Annotated in this window: 17 protein-coding genes and 4 tRNA genes; 7 read left to right on the top strand and 14 right to left on the bottom strand. The window is 65.8% G+C overall.

The features are described from left to right. Positions 1-69: 69 nt before the first annotated feature. From putA to ACSX1C_RS05470, 12 genes are all read right to left on the bottom strand, one after another. Positions 70-3,963, bottom strand: a complete 3,894-nt coding sequence (putA, locus tag ACSX1C_RS05525) for a bifunctional proline dehydrogenase/L-glutamate gamma-semialdehyde dehydrogenase PutA (RefSeq protein ID WP_439888582.1) — start codon at positions 3,961-3,963, stop codon at positions 70-72. Positions 3,964-4,048: 85 nt separating this feature from the next. After that, a complete protein-coding gene (putP, locus tag ACSX1C_RS05520; protein WP_439888581.1) occupies positions 4,049-5,518 on the bottom strand; it encodes a sodium/proline symporter PutP in 1,470 nt (489 codons plus the stop codon). Positions 5,519-6,054: 536 nt separating this feature from the next. After that, a tRNA-Leu gene (locus ACSX1C_RS05515) sits at positions 6,055-6,141 on the bottom strand. Positions 6,142-6,745: 604 nt separating this feature from the next. Continuing rightward, positions 6,746-6,819: transfer RNA gene (locus ACSX1C_RS05510), tRNA-Cys, on the bottom strand. Positions 6,820-6,858: 39 nt separating this feature from the next. Next, positions 6,859-6,934 (bottom strand) — tRNA-Gly (locus ACSX1C_RS05505). Positions 6,935-7,001: 67 nt separating this feature from the next. Then, complete coding sequence (gene pgsA / locus ACSX1C_RS05500) at positions 7,002-7,562, bottom strand: CDP-diacylglycerol--glycerol-3-phosphate 3-phosphatidyltransferase (RefSeq protein WP_439888580.1); 561 nt, start codon at positions 7,560-7,562, stop codon at positions 7,002-7,004. A 33-nt stretch (positions 7,563-7,595) separates the two neighbouring features. Further along, positions 7,596-9,419 carry an excinuclease ABC subunit UvrC gene (uvrC, locus tag ACSX1C_RS05495; RefSeq protein ID WP_439888579.1) on the bottom strand — a complete coding sequence of 608 codons (1,824 nt, stop codon included), beginning with the start codon at positions 9,417-9,419 and terminating at the stop codon, positions 7,596-7,598. Position 9,420: 1 nt separating this feature from the next. Then, the gene (gene gacA, locus ACSX1C_RS05490; RefSeq protein WP_439888578.1) at positions 9,421-10,065 is read right to left on the bottom strand and encodes a response regulator transcription factor GacA; all 645 of its coding nucleotides are present in this window, start codon (positions 10,063-10,065) and stop codon (positions 9,421-9,423) included. A gap of 245 nt (positions 10,066-10,310) precedes the next feature. After that, entirely contained in the window at positions 10,311-12,314 is a 2,004-nt protein-coding gene (locus ACSX1C_RS05485; protein WP_439888577.1) for a multicopper oxidase family protein, read from the bottom strand. Between the two features lie 80 nt (positions 12,315-12,394). Continuing rightward, positions 12,395-13,054 carry an SCO family protein gene (locus ACSX1C_RS05480; RefSeq protein ID WP_439888576.1) on the bottom strand — a complete coding sequence of 220 codons (660 nt, stop codon included), beginning with the start codon at positions 13,052-13,054 and terminating at the stop codon, positions 12,395-12,397. Between the two features lie 22 nt (positions 13,055-13,076). Then, positions 13,077-14,987, bottom strand: coding sequence for a multicopper oxidase family protein (locus tag ACSX1C_RS05475; RefSeq protein WP_439888575.1), 1,911 nt, complete (start codon positions 14,985-14,987; stop codon positions 13,077-13,079). An 837-nt stretch (positions 14,988-15,824) separates the two neighbouring features. After that, a tRNA-Ser gene (locus ACSX1C_RS05470) sits at positions 15,825-15,914 on the bottom strand. A gap of 136 nt (positions 15,915-16,050) precedes the next feature. Between ACSX1C_RS05470 and ACSX1C_RS05465 the strand changes: the two genes are divergently transcribed. The 7 genes from ACSX1C_RS05465 (at position 16,051) to ACSX1C_RS05435 (ending at position 20,284) form a co-directional block, all read left to right on the top strand. Then, complete coding sequence (locus tag ACSX1C_RS05465; RefSeq protein WP_318639654.1) at positions 16,051-16,716, top strand: Bax inhibitor-1/YccA family protein; 666 nt, start codon at positions 16,051-16,053, stop codon at positions 16,714-16,716. 110 nt (positions 16,717-16,826) lie between these two features. Beyond that, positions 16,827-17,219: a sulfurtransferase complex subunit TusD gene (gene tusD, locus ACSX1C_RS05460; RefSeq protein WP_439888574.1), complete on the top strand. Its 393-nt coding sequence runs from the start codon at positions 16,827-16,829 to the stop codon at positions 17,217-17,219. Between the two features lies 1 nt (position 17,220). Then, positions 17,221-17,580: a sulfurtransferase complex subunit TusC gene (tusC, locus tag ACSX1C_RS05455; RefSeq protein ID WP_439888573.1), complete on the top strand. Its 360-nt coding sequence runs from the start codon at positions 17,221-17,223 to the stop codon at positions 17,578-17,580. Then, the gene (gene tusB / locus ACSX1C_RS05450) at positions 17,580-17,879 is read left to right on the top strand and encodes a sulfurtransferase complex subunit TusB (RefSeq protein WP_439888572.1); all 300 of its coding nucleotides are present in this window, start codon (positions 17,580-17,582) and stop codon (positions 17,877-17,879) included. The genes tusC and tusB overlap by 1 nt, the downstream gene beginning before the upstream one ends. Then, positions 17,876-18,211: a TusE/DsrC/DsvC family sulfur relay protein gene (locus tag ACSX1C_RS05445; protein WP_439888571.1), complete on the top strand. Its 336-nt coding sequence runs from the start codon at positions 17,876-17,878 to the stop codon at positions 18,209-18,211. The genes tusB and ACSX1C_RS05445 overlap by 4 nt, the downstream gene beginning before the upstream one ends. Continuing rightward, entirely contained in the window at positions 18,208-19,188 is a 981-nt protein-coding gene (locus ACSX1C_RS05440) for a glycosyl transferase family protein (RefSeq protein ID WP_439888570.1), read from the top strand. The genes ACSX1C_RS05445 and ACSX1C_RS05440 overlap by 4 nt, the downstream gene beginning before the upstream one ends. A gap of 94 nt (positions 19,189-19,282) precedes the next feature. After that, a complete protein-coding gene (locus ACSX1C_RS05435; RefSeq protein ID WP_439888569.1) occupies positions 19,283-20,284 on the top strand; it encodes a glutathione S-transferase family protein in 1,002 nt (333 codons plus the stop codon). A 17-nt stretch (positions 20,285-20,301) separates the two neighbouring features. Here ACSX1C_RS05435 and cysG read toward each other — a convergent pair whose 3' ends face one another. Both cysG and serS read right to left on the bottom strand, forming a co-directional pair. Next, positions 20,302-21,696 (bottom strand): siroheme synthase CysG, encoded by a 1,395-nt coding sequence (gene cysG / locus ACSX1C_RS05430; protein ID WP_439888568.1) that lies wholly within the window; start codon positions 21,694-21,696, stop codon positions 20,302-20,304. 105 nt (positions 21,697-21,801) lie between these two features. Then, entirely contained in the window at positions 21,802-23,082 is a 1,281-nt protein-coding gene (serS, locus tag ACSX1C_RS05425) for a serine--tRNA ligase (protein WP_439888567.1), read from the bottom strand. Positions 23,083-23,090 lie beyond the last annotated feature (8 nt).

Here is a 23,090-nt window from a genome sequence, read left to right as displayed (position 1 = left end):
GGTTGCAAGTACTGCGTTTCAAGACTTCAGCGTCACGAATGTCGCCCCCTGCCCGCTTCTGCATGACGGCTACTCCATCGTGAACAGTGAGGCGTTGCCACCCGACGCGGTGGTATCGATGCTCACGGCGCGCTCCAGTACGAAACGGTGCAGGTAGGCCGGGCTGCCGGCGAGCGGGCAACCCGGCGCGCCGCCCGTATGTGCCTGCAGGGCGAATGGAATCAACGGGCGGATCGCTCCGTCGCATTCGGCCAGCACACGGTTTAGTGCCTTCGCGAGGTCGTGCGGGCCGGCAAGTGCGACGGCATCGACACCCGGGTCCTCGATCACCTCCTTGAGTGTCGCATCGCTGCCGGCCGCCAGCACGGCAACCGATGCCTTCGGCAGCCCGGCGGCATGCAGCAGACGTTGTAACTCGGTGGCGATGGGTTCGTCCTCGTGCCACAGCAGCACGGCGTTGCCCGCGGCGAGCGCCGCGCCGCACTGGGCGGCAAGCGCGGTGAAACCGCTGCCGGCCGCCGCGAAACAGGCCACGAGGCCGCGCGGCGGGAACCACATCTGGTTACGCTCGCCGGTGGGCCCTGGCAGCCCGACGGGCTCGGCCAGTTCGGCTTGCGCATGGGCCGCATAGAAACGCAGAGACTCGGCGGCCCGAGCGATACCCTGCCCAGCGTCCGGATCGAGTCCAGCCAGCTTCTGCTCGGAAGCCTCGAGCGCCGCGGCGACCGCCTCCAGCAGGTCGGCCCGCTCAGCGACCGGCCTGGCGGCCCAAGCCGGTGCTGCGGTACGCGCCTCCTCGAGAGCACGGCTGAACTGCTCCCGTGAGACCCCGGCCATTGCGCCTGGGGCGCCAGTGGGGGCGGCGGCCTCCCCTGCTGTGCCATCGACGACTTCACTGGCGAAGCGCTGCAGATAGTGCGGCCCGCCCGCCTTCGGGCCGGTGCCCGACAGCCCTTCGCCACCGAAGGGTTGGACACCCACGACCGCGCCGATCTGGTTGCGGTTCACATAGGTATTACCGGCACGCACACGTTCGAGGATGTAATCACGCGTCTCGTCGACCCGGGTGTGGATGCCGTGGGTCAGTCCGTATCCGGTCGCGTTGATGGTCTCAACGACCTTGCCGATCTGCTCGCCGGGAAAGCGGATGACGTGCAGCACCGGCCCGAAGACCTCGCGCTTGAGCCGCGAAAGGCTGTCCAGCTCGAAGGCGACCGGCCCGACGAAACTGCCCCTGCCGCTGCTCGGTCCCGGTTTGACCTGTTTGAGCAATTTCGCCTCGCCGCGCATGCGTTTGATGTGCTGCTCGAGCAGGCCCTTGGCCTCGTCATCGATGACCGGACCGATATCGGTGGACAACAGCGCCGGGTCGCCGACGTTGAGCTCCTCCATCGCGCCGCAGATCATCCTCAGCATCTTGTCGGCGACGTCCTCCTGCACGAACAGCACGCGTAGCGCCGAACAACGCTGGCCGGCACTCTGGAAGGTCGACATGACCACGTCGCGGGCCACCTGCTCGGGCAGCGCGCTGGAGTCGACGATCATCGCGTTGAGACCGCCGGTCTCGGCGATCAATGGGCAGAGCGCGCCGTCGCGCCGTGCCAGCGTGCGGTTGATCAGCTGGGCGACCTCGGTCGAACCGGTGAAGCACACGCCGCTGACACGGGCGTCGGCGACCAGCGTGCCGCCTACCCGCGCACCATCGCCGGGCAACAGGTGCAGCACGCCGGTCGGGATGCCGGCGCGGTGCATGAGCCGGACCCCGGCGGCGGCGATCAGCGGCGTCTGCTCCGCAGGCTTGGCCACCACCGCGTTACCCGCGGCCAATGCCGCGGTGATTTGACCGGTGAAGATCGCCAGAGGGAAGTTCCACGGGCTGATGCAGCAGAACACCCCACCGCCATGCAGGCGAGCCTCGTGGCCCGCCGCGGAGGGTACGCGCAACCTCACCGGCTGGCTGAAATCGTGCTCGGCGCGCTGCGCGTAATAACGACAGAAATCGACCGCCTCGCGCACCTCGGCGAGCGCGTCGGCGAGCGTCTTGCCCGCCTCGCGAACGGCGATGGCCATCAGTTGCGGCGCCTCCTGCTCCATCAGGTCGGCCAGGCGGCGCAGCGCGGCAGCGCGTTCGGCGACCGGGGTGGCGGCCCAGTCCGCGGCACTGCGCTGTGCACTCGCCAAGGCCTGTTCGATGTCCTCGCCCGTAGCCTCGCCGGCATGGCCGACTACACGGGTGCGGTCGGCCGGGCTCAGGACCTCGCACGCGTCGCGTTTGCGCTCCTCGCCGTCGATGATCGGCCCGGCGCTCCAGGCGCCCTGCTCGGCCGCCGCCATGGCCTCGGCAAACTCGCGCAAGGTCGCGCGATCGAACAGATCCCGCCCGGCGAAGTTGGTCCGGCCCTGGCCGTACAGGTCGCGCGGCTGGGGGATATGCGGGTGTGGGATGTAGGGCAGCGCCTGCACCTGAGCGACCGGATCGGCGATGATCGCCTCGACCGGCAGCGATTCATCCTGGATGCGGTTGACGAAGGAGCTGTTGGCGCCGTTTTCCAGCAGCCGCCGTACCAGGTAGGCGAGCAGATCCTCATGCCCGCCGACCGGCGCATAGATGCGACACGGCATGCCGATGCGCTTGTCCTCGACCACGCCCTCGTAGAGCTCCTCACCCATGCCATGCAGGCGCTGGAACTCGAAGCCGCCCTTGTCGCCCGCGTACTCCAGCACGGAGGCAATGGAGTGGGCGTTGTGGGTCGCGAACTGCGGATAGAACAGGTCGCGCTGCGCGAGCAGCTTGCGCGCGCAGGCGAGGTAGGCGACATCGGTGTTCATCTTGCGCGTGTAGACCGGATAGTCGGGCAGTGCCAGCTCCTGCGACAGCTTGATCTCCGCATCCCAGTAGGCGCCCTTGACCAGGCGCACCATGAGCCTACGGCCGTGGCGCCGCGCCATGTCCGCGAGCCAGTCGATGACGAAGGGCGCACGCTTCTGGTAGGCCTGCACCACGACGCCGAAGCCGTCCCAGCCCTTGAGGTCGTCGGAGCCGGAAATCGCCTCGAACACGTCGAGGGAGATGTCCAGGCGCGCCGCCTCCTCGGCGTCGATATTGAGCCCGATGTCGAGCCGGGCGGCCTCGACCGCCAGCGCATGCATGCGCGGCACCAACTCGTCCATGACCCGGAGCTCCTGCCACAGCTCGTAGCGCGGGTGCAGCGCCGACAGCTTCACCGAGATACCCGGCCCGTCGTAGATCCCCTTGCCGCCCGACACCCGACCGATGGCGGCAATCGCGCTGCGGTAGGACTCGAAGAAGCGATCGGCGTCGGCCATGGTCCGAGCCGCCTCCCCCAGCATGTCGTAGGAGTAGCGATAGCCCTTGCGCTCGAAGGCCTTGGCGCGTTCGAGCGCCTCGCCGATCGTGCGGCCCATGACGAACTGCTTGCCCATGATGCGCATCGCCTGGTTCACGGCCTCGCGGATCATCGGCTCGCCGACCCGGGCGACCAGCCGGCGCAGCACCGCCCCTGGTGTCTGACCCTTGACGCCGCGCAGGCCGACGACCCGGCCGGTCAGCATCAGCGCCCAGGTCGAGGCATTGACGAACACCGAGTCGCTGCGCCCGAGGTGCGCATCCCAGTTGGCCGCCGACATCTTGTCGCGGATCAGGGCCTCCTGGGTCGCGTCGTCGGGGATGCGCAGCAGCGCCTCGGCGATGCACATCAGCATCACCCCTTCCTGGGTAGACAAACCGTACTGGTGCAGAAAGGCGTCGATGCCGCCCTTGGACTTGGCGCGCACGCCCTCGACCAAGCGGCCGGCCGTGGACTGGATCCGCGCCTGGGCCTGGGACGATAGATCGAGTTGCCCCAGCAGCGCCGTCACACAACTCGCCTCGTCAGCCCGGTAGTGAGCGTCGATCTCGCGCCGCAGCGCATCGGGTTGCAGTGGGGGAGTATCGAAGATCATCGTCTCGTCCTCGCCTGGAATCTGGGCGGACAGCCGCCGCCGGCCTTGCGGTGGCCGCGTGCGCGACGCGGTCGTCTACCCGCAGCTAGTCGTGAAGGGTCTTCTCGAAGGCATCGAACTCGCTCTGGATCGCCGCCGTCGGCGCCGGCCCCATCAGGCTGACCCCGACGACCGTGAGCGCACAGAGGATGAAGCCGGGAAGAATCTCGTACATGTCGAACATGCCGCCTTCGACCTGCTTCCACAGAATCACCGTCAGCGCGCCGACCACCATGCCGGCAATGGCGCCGTTGCGGGTCATGCGCTTCCAGAACAGCGACAGGATGATCACCGGGCCGAATGCCGCGCCGAACCCGCCCCAGGCATAGGAAACCAGACCGAGCACCGTGCTGTCGGGGTCGCGGGCCATGAGCACCGCGATCAACGCGATCAGGATCACCGTGCCGCGGCCGATCCACACCAGCTCCTGCTGGCCGGCGCTAGGCCGGATCATGGCCTTGTAGAAGTCTTCGGTCAGGGCGCTGGAGGACACCAGCAGCTGCGAGTCGATGGTGCTCATGATCGCCGACAGGATCGCCGCCAGCAGCACCCCGGCCACCCAGGGATTAAACAGCACCTGCGACAGGGTGATGAACACCGTCTCCGGATTCTCCAGCGGGCTCTCGGCGAAGTAGGCGATACCGGCGAAACCGGTGAAGATCGCACCGTACAGCGCCAGGACCATCCAGGTCATGCCGATCAGTTTGGCGGTGGGCATGTCGCTGGAGCGGCGCAGGCCCATGAAACGCACGACTATGTGCGGCTGACCGAAATAGCCCAGTCCCCAGGCCATCAGCGAGACGATGCCGAACAGCGTCATGTTATGGAAGATATCGAGCCGCGTCGGGTCGACCGCCGCCACCTGCGCCACCGTGTTGCCCCAGCCGCCATCGGCCGCGATCACCGCGATCGGCACCATGAGCAAGGCGAGGAACATCAGCAGGCCCTGCACGAAGTCGGTCCAGCAAACCGCCAGAAAGCCGCCGAGAAAGGTGTAGGAAATGATGACGATCGCGCCCACCCACAGGGCGACACCGTACTCCATGCCGAAGCTCTTCTCGAACAGGGTCGCGCCGGCGACCATGCCGGACGAGGTGTAGAAGGTGAAAAACAGCAGAATCACCAGCGCCGAGATCATCCTCAGCACCTTGCTGCTGTCATGGAAGCGATTCTCGAGGTAGTCCGGCACTGTGATCGCGTCGCGGGCGACCTCGGTGTAGACCCGCAGCCGCCGGGCGACGAACTGCCAGTTCAGGTAGGCGCCGATGGTCAGGCCCACCGCGATCCACACCTGGTTCATACCGGCGGCATAGAGCGCGCCGGGTAGGCCGAGCAGCAGCCAGCCACTCATGTCCGAGGCACCGGCGCTCAGCGCCGCCACGCCGGGCCCGAGGCGGCGTCCGCCGAGTACGTAGTCGGACAGGTCGTCGGTGAGCCGATAGGCCGCAAACCCGATCACCAGCATGCCAATCAGATAGATGATGAAAGTCACCAGGGTGGGGGTACTCATGCTCATGGCTGGCGCTCCTCACTTGCCCATTAGGTAGGTAACCAGCGACAGCAGAACGACGCCGCCCATCGGCACGATCAGCCAGAACCATGTTGCGAAACTGAGTGCATGTTCCATGGAGTTCCTCATGTACTTGTGGTTGCGCATCACGACTGCGCGGCGAACCCGCCCAGCTCCAGAATCACCCGGAGCCCTTGCGGACCGGCTGCCACTTAAACGCTCGCCCGGCGTATGCAGATGAGGGACTTGGCGCCCATGGGGCTTTACTTCAGACGTCCGACATGCACTACAACAGTGCCTCGGAGGTGGGCAGGTCTGTTTTAACTATAGGAGAGATTTATGCGCTTATCGCAGACGCTGCGGGAGACCGAGCCAGGGAAGCTCTCCCAGCATATGGCGAGGCGAGTAAGGGAATGCACTGGATTTGCGCACTTCACCGCAGGGGGGGCAGGCATTGGAGACGGCGCGGCATAAAGGGAACGACCCGTTGCGCGGTTGGATTCTCAGCTTGCCCGAGCGGGCGCTGGAGCAAGACTCGAATATGGTGCCCCGAGCCGGAATCGAACCGGCAAGACCTTGCGGTCGGCAGATTTTAAGTCTGCTGTGTATACCAATTTCACCATCGGGGCGCTTCGGCATTTCACCTGGCTAAGCAGGTGAATGGCTAACGGACGGCGGGCTGGGCTCTGTCATTCACGACGAATGAGGCCGGGCCCAACGCAGCGAGCCTTGGCCGGCTCGAGCGAGGCCAGGACTATATACAGCACTCGACGAAGCCGCAACCTTTCAGTTTTATTAGAAAATGCGCGTAAACCATTATTTTTGGTAGCTTTCTAACTGGGCTACAGCCCTGGGGAAACTGCGGCTCGGCGCCTGCTCGGCAAGGCGTACGACCAACGCCTCGACCTGATCACCCACATCGGCCATGGCCACACCACAGCTCAGGGTGATGTGCCCCCGGCACAGCGGCCGAAGCCGCTCGCTCAGAGTTTTCTCGGCGACCAGAAGCGCACGCTTTCCGAGGATACAGGAACAGCCCCAGCTCCATGGCCATGCTGAGTACGCCAAAGAACAGCGTGGGGCGAATACGAAAGCTATGGAACCCTGGGTAATCGCATGAGCCCCGAGCACTGCTACATGAGCCGCATGAAACGGCCCTGGCTTGTCGAGCAGCATAAAAACAGGCGCACGATAAAAAGCCCCAAACAGCATGACCGCTTGGGGCTTTCTAATTGGAGGCTGAGGTCGGAATCGAACCGGCGTTCACGGATTTGCAATCCGGTGCATAACCACTCTGCTACTCAGCCTTGAAACCAAACGGGCCGTCGTAAACGGCCCGTAGAAATTGGAGCGGGAAACGAGACTCGAACTCGCGACCCCGACCTTGGCAAGGTCGTGCTCTACCAACTGAGCTATTCCCGCTTGTCTTGGTGACGGGCGCCATTCTATAGCTTCAGAACGCCCCGTCAACCCCTTGATTCAAAAAACTTTATTTCTTTTCCGCGGTGGTACTCAGATGCGGCCAGGCGGCCAGCAGGTACTGCAGCATCGACCACAGGGTCAGCACCGCGGCGACGATCAGCAGCACATAGCCGAGCAGCACCCAGAAGTTGAACAGCGGCGGATTGGCCAGCAGGATGATCAGCGCGAGCATCTGCGCGGCGGTTTTCCACTTGGCCAGGTTGGACACCGCGACATGGGCACGGGCGCCCAGTTCGGCCATCCACTCGCGCAGGGCCGACACCACAATTTCCCGGCCGATGATGATCGCCGCCGACAGCGTCAGCCACAGGTTGGCATGTTCGGCCACCAGCAACACCAGGGCGACGGCCACCATCAACTTATCGGCGACCGGGTCGAGGAAGGCGCCGAAAGGCGTGCTCTGCTCCCAACGCCGCGCCAGGTAGCCATCCAGCCAGTCGGTGAAGGCGGCACAGGCGAATACGCCGGCGGCGGCCCAATAGCTCCAGGAAAACGGCAGGTAGAACAGCAGGATGAAGATCGGGATCAGCAGGACGCGGAGCACGGTAAGCAGGTTGGGGATGTTCATCGGCACAACTGGGCTGCGAGGTGAGTCGGCATTCTACTCGCTGTGCAGGGCGGCATAAATCGACTCGGCAAGCTTTTTACTGATGCCGGGGGCCTTGGCGATCTCCTCGGCGCTCGCTCGGGTCAGCTCCTGCAGGCCGCCGAAATGATTGAGCAGCTCGCGGCGGCGCTTCGGCCCCACCCCGGCGACTTCTTCCAGGCTGGAGGTGCGCCGGGCCTTGCCGCGCCGCGCGCGGTGTCCGGTGATGGCGAAGCGGTGCGATTCATCGCGAATCTGCTGGATCAGGTGCAGGGCCGGCGAGTTTCCCGGCAGGGTGAACTCATGGGCGGCGTCGTTGAGGTAGAGGGTTTCCAGGCCGGGTTTGCGGGTGGTGCCCTTGGCGACCCCGAGCAGGATCAGGTCGGGCACGGCCAGCTCCTCCAAGACCTCGCGGGCCATGGCCAGCTGGCCCTTGCCGCCGTCGACCAGGAGGATATCGGGCAGCTTGCCCTCGCCGTCCTTGATCTTGCTGAAGCGCCGGGTCAAGGCCTGGTGCATGGCCGCGTAGTCGTCGCCGGCGGTGACGCCTTCGATGTTGTAGCGCCGGTAGTCGGACTTCAGCGGGCCCTCGGGGCCGAACACCACGCAGGAGGCCACGGTCGCCTCGCCGCTGGAGTGGCTGATGTCGAAGCACTCCAGGCGTTGCGGCAGTTCGTCCATGTCCAGGGCCTCGGCCAGGGCCTCGAACCGGGCGGCGACATGCTGGCGGTTGGCCAGGCGCGCGCCGAGGGCCTGCTCGGCATTGGTCACGGCCAGCTGCTGCCAGCGCGCGCGGGTGCCGCGTACGCGATGGCTGATGCTCAGCTCGCGACCGCGCGCCTCGGCGATGGCGGAAATCAGCGTGGGGAAGTCCTCGTGCAGCGCGTTGACGATCAACTCGCCGGGCAGGTCGCGCTCCTGACTGCTGAGGTAGTACTGGGCGAGGAAGGCCAGCAGCACCTCGCTGCCCTCCTCCTCGATCGCCACCTGGGGGAAGAAGTTCTTGCTGCCCAGCACCCGCCCACCGCGCACGCTGATCAGGTGTACGCAGGCCCCGCCGGGGTTGACCATGGCCGCGACTATGTCCACATCGCCGCTGCCGCCCTCCATGCTCTGCTGATCCTGCACCCGGCGCAGCAAGGCCACCTGGTCGCGCAGCTCGGCGGCCCGCTCGAAATCCAGCGCGCCGGCGGCCTGCTGCATCTCGGCGGACAACTCTGCGTTCAGGGCGTTGCTGCGGCCTTCGAGGAACATCACCGAGTGGCGCACATCTTCGGCGTACTCCTGCGGTTCGACCAGGCCGACGCAGGGTCCCTTGCAGCGCTTGATCTGGTACTGCAGGCAGGGACGGGTGCGGTTCTTGAAGTAGCTGTCCTCGCACTGGCGCACCAGGAAGGCCTTCTGCAGCAGGCCCAGGCTCTCGCGAATCGCCCCGGCGCTGGGATAGGGGCCGAAATAACGGCCCTTGAGCTTCTTCGCCCCGCGGTGAATGCCCAGACGCGGAAACTCGCCATCGGAGAGAAACACGTAGGGGTAGGACTTATCGTCGCGCAGCAGGATGTTGTAGGGCGGCCGCCACTCCTTGATCAGGGTCTGCTCGAGCAGCAGCGCCTCGGTCTCGTTGGCGGTGATGGTGGTCTCGACCTGGGCGATCTTGCCGACCAGCGCCGCGGTCTTGGGCGCCAGGCCGCTCTTGCGAAAGTAGCTGGCCAGGCGCTTCTTCAGGTTCTTCGCCTTGCCGACGTAGAGCAGCTTGGCGTCCGCGCCGAACATGCGGTAGACACCGGGGCGGCTGCTGCAGGTGGCGAGGAAGGCACTGGCGTCGAACGGGGCGTTCATCTCAGCTGACGGCATCGACCATGCCGTGGCGCACCGCCAGCAAGGCGAGCTCGACATCGCTGGTGATCGATAGCTTCTCGAAGATTCGATAGCGGTAGGTGTTCACCGTTTTCGGCGACAGGCATAGCTTGTCGGAGATGCTCTGCACCTTCTGACAGCTGGCGATCATCAGCGCGATCTGGATCTCGCGCTCGGACAACAGGTCGAACGGCGACGCATTGCCCTGGGGCTGGAAGGGTTTCAACGCCAGCTGCTGGGCGATCTGCGGGCTGATGTAGCGCTGCCCGGCAAACACCTGACGGATGGCCTGGACCATCTCCGTCAGCGCCGCGCCCTTGGTCAGGTAACCGGCCGCCCCGGCTTGCAGCAAGCGAGTGGGGAAAGGGTCTTCCTCGCACGCGGTAACCGCCACCACCTTCAGGTCAGGATGGCTGCGCAGCAGCTTGCGGGTGGCCTCCAGGCCGCCGATACCCGGCATCTTGACGTCCATCAGGACGACATCGGGCTTGAGTTCGCGGGTTTTCTGCAGCGACTCCTCGCCGGAGTCGGCCTGACCGACGACCTGCAGGCCGTCGATATCCGCCAGCATGCGCGTGATGCCTGTTCGAACCAGATCGTGGTCATCGACCACCAGCACCCTAATCAAGCGAACTCCCCATGCGCATCACTGCTGCGGTCTGAATTGCGGTTGTTTTTCGCCGCTCACCATATCAAAAAGCGCGACACGAACCTAGTTTGGTGCAGGTGCGTCAAATAGCAAACGCCATAAAAACACAGCGTCCCTCGATGCCTTGGTCGCTGAGGGAGCATCCGCTCTAGCTTGGGGAATACAGACGGCCAGCCGGTTATTCCGGGCACAGGCTGTGACACGACTGGCGAAGTGTCGAGCACCTAGTTTCTGCGGCCCTTGCCCTTGCGTCGAGACGAGCGCTTGTCGTCACGGTCGAGACGCTCGTCGGGCCGGTCCCGATCAGGAACCGGGTCATCCGCCTGCCGGTCGGGCGCGACGACATCGAAGCGCAGCATCATCGCGTGGTCTTCATGGATCAGGTTGTGGCAGTGCAGTACGTACTTGCCGAGGAAGTCGCGAAAGCGCAGCAGCACCTTGGTGCGCGAGTTGGGTGCCAGGTTGAAGACGTCCTTGCGGCCCTGCTCGTGGGGCGGCACCGGCACCTCGTCATCGTCGTCGGTGCCATCCTGGAACTTGGCGATGATCCGCCCTTCTTCCAGGTGGATGTGGATGGGGTGCGCCCAGCCGCCCGAGTCGTTGACCAGGTCCCACACCTCCACGGCCTCCCGGGGAATATTCGCGGCGCTGCGCAGCGGGTTGAAGAACTTGTCGTTCACCGCCCACATGCCGTTGGTGCGCTCGAACTCGAAGCGGCGCACCGGGGCATTGGCGATCTCCTCCGGATCGAGCGGGCGCAGTTCGCGCAGCACCGGCGGCACCCGACTGAGGTCCTGCTGCGGCGGATAACGATCGACGATCAGCTTCAGCACCCGCACGCCGGGCGCCTTCACCTCATCCGGGCGCCGCGTGTCGTCCTGCTGCAGGCGGTTGACCAGGTAGAGTTCGGTACCGATCGGGTACCGGGAAAAGTCCACCACGATATCGCCGCGCTCTGCCACGGTCAGGCGCACCCGGTGCTGGTTGAGCAGCGGCGCGGGCAGCAGGTTGCCGTCGTTGGCGATGTAGGTGAAGGTCTGCACCCTGTCGTTCGCGTCGACCAGGTAGAACTCGTAGAAGCGACTCGGGCCACTGTTGAGCAGGCGCAGGCGGTACTTGCGCGCCGCCACCCGCAACACCGGCTCGACATAGCCGTTGACGATGACCTTGTCGCCCAGGGTGCCGTCCGGGTCCACCTGGTCGTAGAACAGGATGCCGTTGCGGTCGAACAGGCGGTCGGCAAAATCCAGCGGGTAGTCGTAGGGATAGCTCGGCAGGCGCAGCGCCGCGGGACTGGGGTCGCGCTCGTCGCCGGAGTCGATATCGTCGAACAGCAGGAGGAAGCCCATCAGGCCACGGACCAGGTTCGGCGCGGTGAAGTCCATGGTGTGGTCGTGGTAGAACAGGGTTCCCAAGGCTTCGCGCGGGTCGCCGATGCCGTTCTGCTGCTCGTCGTAGCCGGCGTAGATGTTGGGATAGAAGTGATCCAGGAACTGCCCGGGGGCGGCCAGGGTCGGCCCGGCCTTGACCGCACTGTAGAAGTCCCCGGGAAATCCGTCGCTCTCCGAGGCCGTGTGCGCGTTGTGCAGATGGGTGGCGATCTCCGGCGTGCCGAAGCCCTTGTGGTCCTGGGGCAAGCGGTTGTAGATACGCACTATGGCCGGCTGGCCGTAGCGCGCGACTATGGTGGGCCCCGGCGTGGTCGCGGCGTTGCCGCCATAGGCGAAACCCCAGGTACGCTGCGGCGGATAGGCCGGATTGAAGACCCAGGCGGGGTTTTCCGCGGCGCTCATCTCGTAGTAAACGGGCGGATATTCCCGCACGCGCTCGTAGAGCTCGTCCCAGCGCTGATGGGCGTCGCGCCCGGCCTCGCCGGCCGCGGTGTTGGCCTCCTCCATCGGCGCCGGGTCGAGCACCACGGGTTGCAGCGGCTCGTAGGCCAGCGGCAACTCGATCTGCCAGGGAATGCTCGGCGGACTCTTCTCCGGCCTGTCGTCCGGTTCGGCCTCGTCGTCGCGGCGCTCCCGCCTCTTGCCGCTACCGCTCGTGGCACTCAGCAGCAGCGGTAGCGGCAGCGCCAAGCCCACCGCCGTACCCTTGATAAAGGCACGGCGGCCTTCGTCCTCGCCCTTCTCTTCTCGCACGCTGTTGGTGCGCCTCGGGGAAGACGCATCATGGGATGGCGCGTCCCCCTTGTCCTTGTCGCTTCCGGTTGCTGTGTGCTTCATCACGCTCACCCTTGCTCAGGGCCCGAGCACCTCCTTGCTGCGAGCATTAATTCCCACGCTTCCCGTAGAGCATGCCCCCGCTAGCCGATGCGGCTGGCACCCTCGCGCCCCCGGTGGACGGTGTGCACCATGGCCCCATCGACATGGTTGATGGTGGTGATGATGCGCTCCGGGTCGGCCAGGGCCGGCGCCATGGTCCAGCGCTCGTTGCGGTCGTTGCCGACCCGCAGCATGCCGGTATGGGTGGCCAGGTTGCGGTCGACTTCCGGGTCCGGGTCGTAGAAGCCCAGGCCGTAGCGCAATCGGGTGATATCGGCCGGGTCACCGGTGAGGAACTTCCAGCCGGGCAACAGGCGCTGCTGCCTGACGTACTCCTTGAGCTGTTCCGGACGGTCGAGCAAAGGCTGCAGGGTGATGGAGTACATGAACACCTCCTCACCCAGCCGCTCACCGAGCAGTTCCTGCACCTTGCGCAGGTTCGAGGTCATGGTCGGGCAGACGCCGGCGCAGTCCACGTACATCATGTTGACCGTGATGATCTTGCCGCGCACCAGGTCGTCGTAGAAGCGCACCCGCTCACCTTCATGGGTGGTGACCCAGACGTTGGGGAAGTAGGTGTCCTCGGGGGCCTGAACGGCCTCCTCGACCTCGCCGTCCGCCTCCGCCGGGAAGCGCTGCCAGAGCAGCCCGCCCAGCGCCACCGCGCCCATTCCGGCCAGCAGTTTTCTTCGCGTATTCATGGCAATACCTCCGTCGCGGCGACTAGTCGTCTTCCCTGATGTCCCAGCGCAGCATCATCGCGTGATCCTCGTGGATCAGGTTGTGGCAGTGCATCACGTACTTGCCGACGAAGTCCCGGAAGCGCATGAACACCCGGAAGCTCGAGTTGCGCTCTAGCAGGTAGACGTCCTTGCGTCCCCGCATGTGCGGCGGCACGGGCACCTCGACGCCGTCGCGGGTCATGCTGAGGATGCGCCCCTCCTCGAAGTGGATATGGATGGGGTGATCCCAGCCGTTGTCGATGTTCACCAGCTCCCAGACCTCGGCGCCGCCCTTGGGAATGACCGCCCGCGGCTGGTTGGGGTTGAAGAACTGGCCGTTGATCGCCCACATGCCGTTACTGCGCTCGAACACCCAGCGCCTGACCGGCGCCGCGGCGATCTCCGCCGGGTCCAGCGGCCGCAGCTCGCGCAGCACGTTCGGCACCTGGCTCAGATCCTGCTCGTCTGGCTCGCGGTCGACGATGAACTTCAGCACCGGGGTGGCGGCGCCCAGCCCTTCGTGCCGACGCGTCTCGACTTGTTGCAGGCGGTTGGACAGGTACAGCTCGGTGCCGAGCGCGTACCTGGAGAAGTCGATGACGATATCGGCCCGCTCGGCCACGGCGATGCGCACGCTGACCTGATTGCGCAGCGGCGCCGGCAGCAGGTTGCCGTCGTTGGCGATGTAGTCGAAGGTCTGCGATACGCCGTTGGTACGGGTCAGGAAGAACTCGTAGATGCGGCTCGGGCCGATATCCAGCAGGCGGAAGCGGTACTTGCGCCGGGCTACCTTCAGCACCGGCTCGATCAGGCCGTTGACCGCGACCTTGTCGCCCAGGGTGCCGTCCGGCCCCACCTGGTCGTAGACCAGCATGCCGTCGGCGCCGAAGCGGCGGTCGCCGAAGCTCAGCGGATAGTCGTAGGGGTAGCTGGGCAGGCGCAGGGCCGTCGGGCTGGGGTCGCGCTCGTCGCCCGAGTCGATATGGTCGTACAGCAGGTAGAAACCGGCCATGCCGCGATACAGGTTGGGCGCGGTGAAGTCGAAGGTGTGGTCGTGGTACCACAGGGTACCCAGGGCGTTGCGCTCGTCACCGATACCGTTCTGCAGCTCGTCGTAGCCGGCGTAGATGTTCGAGTAGAAGTGGTCCTTCCAGCGTCCCGGCGCGGCCAGGGTCGGGCCGGCCTTGAGCGGGCTGAAGTAGTCGCCGGGGAAGCCGTCGCTCTCGGAGCCGACGTGGGCGTTGTGCAGGTGCATGGAGATTTCCGGCGAACCGAAGCCGACATGGTTCTGCGGCAGGTTGTTACGAAAGCGCACCACCACCGGCTCGCCATAGCGGGCCAGGATGGTCGGCCCCGGGGTGGTGGCCTTGGACGAGTCGCCGGTGAAGCCCCAGATACGTTGCTTGGGGTAGGCCGGGTTGAATTCCCAGTCGTCGTTTTCCTCCACGCTCAACATGTAGTGAACCGGCGGGTACTCACGTGGGGTGGCATACAGCTCGGCCCAGCGCTGGTGCTTGTCACGCCCGCATTCGCCCAGGGCGGTCTGCGCCAAACCGGTGGGGAGCGGGTCCAGTTCGCTGGCCTCCAGCACGGGGGGCTCCTCCGGCAACTCCATGACCCAGGGAATGCTCGCCGGGCTGGGCGGCACGGCCGGCGGAGTCGGCTCATCGGGCTCGGGGTCCGGCTCCGGATCGCGTCCACGGCGCCGCCGGCGGGCCTCGCTGTCGGCGGAGGCGAACAATAGCGGGGCGGCCATGGCCGCCGCCGTGAGCCTCAGGAAGTCACGCCGGCCCTCGCCCTCCGACAGCTCGCTGGCCAGCGCGGGAACCGGCTCCCAACCACCCGCACGGACGGAAATCTTCCAATCCCCTGGGGTTAGTCTGTCCACGTTCTCCAGTAACAGGGTCTTCATGGCGTTGTCCTCGTTAGCGTTTTCTCGCAGCCCGGCCACTGTCAAGGCCGCATGAAGCACCCCCGCGCGATCGGCGCAGAACACGGATGCAGCTGACTCAATCCAGGGCCACAACAAGCCCTCTTCGCGGCAGTCAACTGCAACCCTGTCGCGAAACTGCGAGGACTTAGGAATGGCGCCGTAGTTCGTCGGCACTACGGCTCAGGAGGCGGGAGGACCATGCGGAGGAACTGACAGAATTCGATTGTGAGCAGACATCCCCTTGTCCGGGGTGCGTATTGGCCGGTCCATCACAATCTCCCCTAGCGTTGTTCCAAGGTTATTCGCGCCCTCTCCTTCGCGAAAAACTGATAAATCATCCCTCTCCCACAGCTAACTAAAGAATCGGCCCCACGCATTGTCAAGGATTTGTCGACAACCCAAGCCATCACTATCTGCACGCATAGATAGCTGTTTTATAAGGTATTTTTAATTAATTTACGCAAGACCAATCACCTGAGTCCGCCTGCGCAGACCATGCAATAGTTTCGGACTGACCGGAGAGAGACGCACCATACGGCGGGCATTGCGCAACGAGTGCCAGACGCCTGCCCACGCCGAGCGCCCGGAAAAGGCCGCAGCCCAGGCTTCATCGCGGATGGCTCTCGCTTATCGGGTCGCAACGCCTGACCGCGAAGCCCTGCCGGCCCGACAAGCCAGCGGGACGACAGGCGTACACCAAGGAAAGGGCAACAGCTGCAGGGTGGCGCGGTGACAGATCGGCGGCGCAGGATCAACAACGGGCTGAAAAACGAAAAAACCCCTGAGCCGTGGGGCGATCAGGGGTTTTCAGTCGTATGGCGGAAGCGGTGAGATTCGAACTCACGGAAGAGTTTCCCCTTCGACGGTTTTCAAGACCGTTGCATTCAACCGCTCTGCCACGCTTCCGGCGTTGCTGCGGGCGGCAATCTTACCGGAACGCAACACACTGTCAAACTCTGCGGCTTGGCACTGTCCTATGCTCTGTTATGATCGAGTTCAGCCTGATCACGGAACCACCAGCACTTTAATAAGGAGTGTCGCCATGCGCGAACAAGATTACGCTCTCAGCCACTCGCAGGTTGAGCAACAAGAGGTTGGCCGCGTCCTGCGCAACACCTACGGCCTGCTGGCCATCACCCTGGCCTTCAGCGGCCTGGTGGCGTTCTTCGCCCAACGGGCCAACGTGCCTTACCCGAATATCTTCGTGGTGCTGATCGGCTTCTACGGTTTGTTCTTCCTCACCGCGAAACTGCGTAATTCGCCCTGGGGCCTGGTCTCCACCCTCGCTTTGACCGGTTTCATGGGCTACACCCTGGGCCCGATCCTCAACCGCTACCTGGGCATGGCCAACGGTGCGGAAGTGGTCAGCTCGGCGTTCTCCATGACGGCCCTGGTGTTCTGCGGCCTGTCCGCCTACGTGTTGACCACCCGCAAGGACATGAGCTTTCTCAGCGGCTTCATCACCGCCGGTTTCTTCGTCCTGCTCGGCGCCATCCTGGCCAGCTTCTTCTTCCAGATCAGCGGCCTGCAACTGGCGATCAGCGCCGGCTTCGTGCTGTTCTCCTCGGCCTGCATCCTCTATCAGACCAGCGAGATCATTCACGGCGGCGAGCGCAACTACATCATGGCCACCATCAGCCTGTACGTGTCGATCTACAACCTGTTCGTCAGCCTGCTGCAGCTGTTCGGCCTGATGGGCGACGACTGATCCATCCGCGCCAATCGAAAGCCCGCTTCGGCGGGCTTTTTCATGCCTGCGGCGAGCATCTTGCGCGTGCAGGCTTTATCATTCCGGCAGACTTCCCGCTTGGCCTACCCATGAAATTCGCCATCGCCCTGTTTTCCGCCCCCCACGCGCCCTCCTCGCGCCGCGCCCTGCGCTTCGCCCAGGCGGCATTGGCCGGCGGGCATGAGATCGTGCGCCTGTTCTTCTATCAGGATGGCGTGCACAGCGCTTCGAACAACGTGATCCCCCCCCAGGATGAACTGGACCTGCCCGCCGAATGGCGCGCGTTCGTCCAGGCGCACCAGCTCGACGGCGTGGTGTGCATCGCCGCGGCTCTGCGTCGCGGCGTGCTCAACGAGGAGGAAGCCCGGCGCTATGGTCGCAGCGCGGCCAACCTGGAGGCGCCCTGGGAACTGTCCGGCCTGGGCCAGTTGCATGAAGCGGCGCAGACGGCCGATCGCCTGCTGTGCTTTGGAGGCCCGTGAGATGAGTAAATCCCTGCTGATCATCAGCCGCCAGGCGCCCTGGGCGGGCCCTAGCGCCCGCGAGGCACTGGACATCGCCCTGGCCGGCGGTGCCTTCGACCTGCCGATCGCCCTGCTGTTTCTCGATGACGGAGTATTTCAGCTCATCCCGCGGCAACAGCCCAAGGCCCTGCAGCAGAAAGACCTGGGTGCCAACCTGCAGGCGCTACCGATGTTCGGCGTCGAGTCGCTGTATGCCGCGGCCTGCAGCCTGCAAGAGCGTGGCCTGGCCGATCAACCGCTGGCGCTGACCGCCGAGATACTGGATGACGAGGCTCTCAAGGCGCTTATCGACCGCTATGACCAGGTGATTACCCTCTGATGGCAACCCTGCACGTACTCTCCCATTCGCCCTTCTCCGACAGCCGCCTGAGCAGCTGCCTGCGCCTGCTCGGGCCGACCGATGGCCTGCTGCTCAGCGGAAACGCGGTGTACGCCCTGAGCGCCGGCAGCGCGCCGCGTCAGGCACTCGAGCAGGTGCCCGAAGGCGTTGCCCTGTTTGCCTTGGCCGAAGACCTCGAAGCCCGGGCCATCGCCCCTCCCTCCCGGGTGCAGGCGGTGGATTATCCGGGGTTCGTCGCACTCAGCTGCCGCTTCGCCAAGGTCAACAGCTGGCTATGAAGCACTTGATGGTCGATGGTCGCGCCATCGCACTGGACAAGGATGGCTACCTGACCGAGCTGGATGACTGGTCCGCAGCCGTGGCCGAGGCCCTGGCTCGCGATGAGGGGCTGCACCTGGGCGACGATCACTGGGAAATCCTCCACCTGCTGCGCAGTTTCTATGCCGAGTTCCAGCTGTCGCCGGCCAATCGCCCGCTGATCAAGTACGCGGCGCTCAAGCTGGGACCGGAAAAAGGCAGCAGCCTGCACCTGAACCTGCTGTTCAAAGGCGCTCCCGCCAAACTCGCCGCCAAGCTGGCGGGCCTGCCCAAACCGACGAACTGCCTATGAACCTCGCAGCCCCACCCGAACACCCCTTCGCCCAGTTCGTGCGCATCCTCGGCAAGGGCAAGCGCGGCGCGCGCAACCTGACCCGCGCCGAGGCCCGCGAAGCCATGGCCATGCTGCTGGACGGCAAAGTCGAGGACACCCAGCTCGGCGCCTTCCTGATGCTGCTGCGGCACAAGGAGGAGAGCGCCGAGGAGATGGCCGGCTTCGCCGAGGCCATCCGCGAGCGTTTGCAGGCGCCTCCGATAGCCGTGGACCTGGACTGGCCGAGCTACGCCGGCAAGAAGCGCCACCTGCCTTGGTTCCTCCTGGCGGCCAAGGCCCTGGCCCAGAGTGGCGTGCGCATCCTCCTGCACGGCGGCGGCGCCCACACCGCCGGGCGCCTGTACAGCGAGCAGTGCCTCGCCCCGCTGGCCATCCCCCTGTGCCAGAACTGGGGCGAAGTCGAGCGGGCTTTGGACGACCAGCGCCTGGCCTTCATCCCGCTGGGGGCCTGGATGCCGCAGCTGCAGCGCATGATCGACCTGCGCAACACCCTGGGCCTGCGCTCGCCCATCCATTCCCTGGCGCGCATCCTCAATCCCCTTGGCGCGCGCTGCGGCCTGCAGAGCATCTTCCATCCCGGCTACCAGGCGGTGCACCGCGAGGCCAGCCAACTGCTCGGCGATAGCGCCGTGGTGATCAAGGGCGAAGGCGGCGAGATCGAGATCAACCCCGACGCCACCAGCCACCTCTACGGCACGGCCCAAGGGAACACCTGGGACGAAGATTGGCCACCCCTGTCGCCGCAGCGCCACGTCAAACCCGAGCACCTGGAACCCGCGCATCTGCTGGCGTTCTGGCGCGACGACGCCGAGGATGCCTACGGCCGGCTGGCCGTGCTGAGCACCATGGCCCTGGCCCTACGCGCCCTGGGCACCCCGCGCGAGGAAGCCTTCGCCGAGGCCCAACGGCGCTGGGAAGCCCGGAGACCCATCTAGTTAGTCGATCATATAAGCCATGGTTTTGCGTTTTTCTATCGAGCAGGTCTGGATAGACTGAACCTCTACTTTCCAACAGAAGAGGACGGACGCAATGGGACTGCTGATCGATGGGCGCTGGCACGACCAGTGGTACGACACGGGCGAGGACGGCCAGTTCAAGCGCGAGAAGGCCCAGCGGCGCCACTGGATCACCGCCGATGGCGCCCCCGGGCCGAGCGGCGAAGGCGGCTTCGCCGCCGAGGCTGGCCGCTATCACCTGTATGTATCCCTGGCCTGCCCCTGGGCCCACCGCACCCTGATCCTGCGCAGGCTCAAGAGGCTGGAGGAACTGGTCGGGGTCTCGGTGGTCGGCTGGCTGATGCGCGATGACGGCTGGACCTTCGACCCGGATCACGGTTCCACGGGCGATGCGCTGGATGACCATGCATTCCTGCATCAGCGCTACACCGCCGACGATGCCCGCTACAGCGGCCGGGTGACCGTGCCGCTACTGTGGGACAAGCGGCAAAGACGCATCGTCAGCAACGAGTCGGCGGAGATCATCCGCATGTTCAACTCGGCCTTCGACGGCCTGACCGGCAATCGACTGGACTTCTACCCACAGGCGCTGCGCGGCGAGATCGACACCCTCAACGAGCGCATTTACCCGGCGGTCAACAATGGCGTCTACCGCGCCGGCTTCGCCACCAGCCAGCAGGCCTACGAGGAGGCCTTCGCCGAGCTGTTCGCCGAGCTGGACCACCTCGACGCCCTGCTCGGCGAGCGGCGTTACCTGGCCGGCGAGCACCTCACCGAGGCCGACTGGCGCCTGTTCACCACCCTGATTCGCTTCGACGCCGTGTACCACGGTCACTTCAAGTGCAACCTGCGACGCATCGAGGACTATCCCAACCTGTCCCACTGGCTGCGCGAGCTGTACCAATGGCCGGGTGTCGCGCCCACCGTGGATCTGCAGCACATCAAGAACCATTACTACGCCAGCCACGCCTCCATCAACCCGACCGGCATAGTGCCGCGCGGGCCGGCGCTGGACTTCGCCCGCCCCCACGACCGTGAGCGCCTGCCCGGCAAGGGGGGCTGGCAGCGGCCCTGAGCGGCCGAGCCCCGGACTCAGACGTCGGCCTGCGCTCCTTCGAACCAGGCCAGCTTGTCGCGCAGCTGCACCACCTCGCCGACTATCACCAGAGTCGGGGCATGCACTTCGTGGTGGCCGACCAGATCGGCCAGGTTGGCCAGGGTGCCGGTGAAGACCCGCTGGTTGCTGGTGGTGCCTTGCTGGATCAGCGCCGCCGGGGTGTCCGCGGCGCGGCCGTGGGCGACCAGCCGCTCGCAGATCAGCGGCAGGCCGACCAGGCCCATGTAGAACACCAGGGTCTGGCGCGGCGCCGCCAGCTCGGACCAGGGCAGGTCGCAGCTGCCGTCCTTGAGGTGGCCGGTGACGAAGCGCACCGATTGGGCATGGTCGCGATGGGTCAGCGGGATGCCGGCATAGGCCGCGCAACCGCTGGCCGCAGTGATGCCCGGCACCACCTGGAAGGGAATGCCCTGGGCCGCCAGCTGCTCGATCTCCTCGCCGCCGCGGCCGAAGATGAAGGGATCGCCGCCCTTCAGGCGCAGCACCCGCTTGCCCGCCTTGGCCAGGCTCACCAGGCGCTGGTTGATCTGCTCCTGGGGCACGGCATGCTCGGCGCGGCGCTTGCCGACGTAGATGCGCTCGGCGTCGCGCCGGCACAGCTCGATGATCGCCGGGGCCACCAGGCGGTCGTAGAGCACCACGTCGGCCTGCTGCATCAGGCGCAGGGCGCGGAAGGTCAGCAGGTCCGGGTCACCCGGCCCGGCGCCGACCAGGTACACCTCGCCCAGAGCCTGGGGCGCGGCGCCGGCGATCTTCGCCTCGAGCAGGCGCTCGCCCTCCTGGGGCTTGCCGGCGAACACGCTCTCGGCGACCTGGCCCTGGAACACCTCCTCCCAGAACACCCGACGCTGCTGCACGTCGGGCAGCAGCGCCTTGACCCGGGCGCGGAAGCGCCTGGCCAGGCCGGCCAACTGGCCATAGGCGGCGGGAATCCAGGTCTCGATCTTGGCCCGTATCAGCCGTGCCAGCACCGGCGCATCGCCGCCGCTGCTGACCGCGACGATCAACGGCGAACGATCGACTATGGCCGGGAAGATCACGCTGCACAGCGTCGGCGCATCCACCACATTGACCGGGATGCCGAGGGCCTGGGCCTGTTCGGAAATCTGCGCATTGAGCGGCTCGTCGTCGGTGGCGGCGATGACCAGCGCCGTGCCGGCCAGGTCCTCCTGCCGGTAACCGCGCAACAGCAGCTGATTGGCGCCCTGCCCGGCCAACTCGCGCAGCTCGTCGCGCACCTCGGGCGCCACCACCCGCAGCGTCGCACCGGCATCGGCCAACAGGCGCCCCTTGCGCAGGGCCACTTCGCCGCCGCCGACCAGCAGCACCCGGCGATCCTGCAGCTTATGGAACAGGGGTAGGAAATCCATCGCGGCCTCGACGAGCAAGAAAGGTAGGGGTGGAAAACCGCGCAGCATCTTCCAGCGCGGGCGGGATTGGGTGGAAAAGACCCGGGGCCCTTTCCACCCGACTGCTCAGCCGATCACTTCGATGCCACCCATATAGGGCTTGAGCACTTCCGGCACGCGGATGCTGCCGTCGGCCTGCTGGTAGTTCTCCAGCACCGCCACCAGGGTGCGGCCCACCGCCAGGCCGGAGCCGTTGAGGGTGTGCAGCAGCTCCGGCTTGCCGGTCTCCGGGTTGCGGAAGCGCGCCTGCATGCGCCGCGCCTGGAAGTCGCCGCAGTTGGAGCAGGAGGAGATCTCCCGGTACTTGTCCTGGCTCGGCACCCATACTTCCAGGTCGTAGGTCTTGGTCGCGCCGAAGCCCATGTCGCCGGTGCACAGGGCCAGCACCCGGTACGGCAGCTCGAGCAGCTGCAGGACCTTCTCGGCATTGCCGGTGAGCTCCTCCAGCGCCTGGTAGGAGGTGCTCGGCTCGACGATCTGCACCATTTCCACCTTGTCGAACTGGTGCTGACGGATCATGCCGCGGGTGTCGCGGCCGGAGGCACCCGCCTCGCTGCGGAAGCATGGAGTGTGGGCGACGAACTTGAGCGGCAGTTGCTTGGCCTCGAGGATCTCGCCGGCGACTATGTTGGTCAGCGACACCTCGGCGGTGGGAATCAGGTACAGGTCGGCCTCGTTCTCGCGGCCGATCTTGAACAGGTCTTCCTCGAACTTCGGCAGCTGGCCGGTGCCCTGCAGGGCCGGGGCCTGCACCAGATAGGGGGTGTAGGCCTCCTCGTAGCCGTGCTCGCGGGTGTGCAGGTCGATCATGAACTGCGCCAGGGCGCGGTGCAGGCGGGCGATGGGGCCGCGCAGCAGGGCGAAACGCGCGCCGGACAGCTTGGCCGCGGTCTCGAAGTCCAGCCAGCCGTGTTGCTCGCCCAGGGCCACATGGTCCTTGATCTCGAAATCGAACTGCTTGGGCGTGCCCCAGCGGCGCACTTCGACGTTGTGATCCTCGTCGTCGCCGATCGGCACCGACTCATGCGGCAGGTTGGGGATGTTCAGCAGCAGGCTGTCCAGCTCGCCCTGGATGGCATCCAGCTCCTGCTTGCCGGCATCCAGTTCGTTGCCCATGCGGTCGACGTCGGCCAGCAGCGGCGCGATGTCCTCGCCGCGCTGCTTGGCCTGGCCGATCGCCTTGGAGCGGCTGTTGCGCTCGGCCTGCAATTGTTCGGTACGGGTCTGTACGGTCTTGCGCTGGGCCTCCAGCGCCTCGAAACGCGCTACATCCAGTTCGAAGCCGCGGGTCGCCAGGCGCTGGGCAATATCTTGCAGTTGGGTGCGCACCAATTTGGAGTCGAGCATGTCGGGTT

The organism is Pseudomonas sp. MBLB4123 (genome assembly GCF_051904775.1).
Lineage (GTDB): Bacteria > Pseudomonadota > Gammaproteobacteria > Pseudomonadales > Pseudomonadaceae > Aquipseudomonas > Aquipseudomonas benzenivorans_B.
The sequence above is the reverse complement of the archived record's forward strand: the minus strand, read 5'-3'. Positions and strand labels throughout refer to the sequence as shown.

Bases quoted from the DNA above. Each gene is read 5' to 3' on its own strand.
- cysG (WP_439888568.1), bottom strand. From the start codon at position 21,696: ATGGATTTCCTACCCCTGTTCCATAAGCTGCAGGATCGCCGGGTGCTG.
- tusB (WP_439888572.1), top strand. From the start codon at position 17,580: ATGGCAACCCTGCACGTACTCTCCCATTCGCCCTTCTCCGACAGCCGC.
- ACSX1C_RS05475 (WP_439888575.1), bottom strand. From the start codon at position 14,987: ATGAAGACCCTGTTACTGGAGAACGTGGACAGACTAACCCCAGGGGAT.
- ACSX1C_RS05440 (WP_439888570.1), top strand. From the start codon at position 18,208: ATGAACCTCGCAGCCCCACCCGAACACCCCTTCGCCCAGTTCGTGCGC.
- ACSX1C_RS05485 (WP_439888577.1), bottom strand. From the start codon at position 12,314: ATGAAGCACACAGCAACCGGAAGCGACAAGGACAAGGGGGACGCGCCA.
- tusC (WP_439888573.1), top strand. From the start codon at position 17,221: ATGAGTAAATCCCTGCTGATCATCAGCCGCCAGGCGCCCTGGGCGGGC.
- putP (WP_439888581.1), bottom strand. From the start codon at position 5,518: ATGAGCATGAGTACCCCCACCCTGGTGACTTTCATCATCTATCTGATT.
- ACSX1C_RS05465 (WP_318639654.1), top strand. From the start codon at position 16,051: ATGCGCGAACAAGATTACGCTCTCAGCCACTCGCAGGTTGAGCAACAA.
- ACSX1C_RS05480 (WP_439888576.1), bottom strand. From the start codon at position 13,054: ATGAATACGCGAAGAAAACTGCTGGCCGGAATGGGCGCGGTGGCGCTG.
- ACSX1C_RS05435 (WP_439888569.1), top strand. From the start codon at position 19,283: ATGGGACTGCTGATCGATGGGCGCTGGCACGACCAGTGGTACGACACG.
- ACSX1C_RS05445 (WP_439888571.1), top strand. From the start codon at position 17,876: ATGAAGCACTTGATGGTCGATGGTCGCGCCATCGCACTGGACAAGGAT.
- putA (WP_439888582.1), bottom strand. From the start codon at position 3,963: ATGATCTTCGATACTCCCCCACTGCAACCCGATGCGCTGCGGCGCGAG.
- uvrC (WP_439888579.1), bottom strand. From the start codon at position 9,419: ATGAACGCCCCGTTCGACGCCAGTGCCTTCCTCGCCACCTGCAGCAGC.
- tusD (WP_439888574.1), top strand. From the start codon at position 16,827: ATGAAATTCGCCATCGCCCTGTTTTCCGCCCCCCACGCGCCCTCCTCG.
- pgsA (WP_439888580.1), bottom strand. From the start codon at position 7,562: ATGAACATCCCCAACCTGCTTACCGTGCTCCGCGTCCTGCTGATCCCG.
- serS (WP_439888567.1), bottom strand. From the start codon at position 23,082: ATGCTCGACTCCAAATTGGTGCGCACCCAACTGCAAGATATTGCCCAG.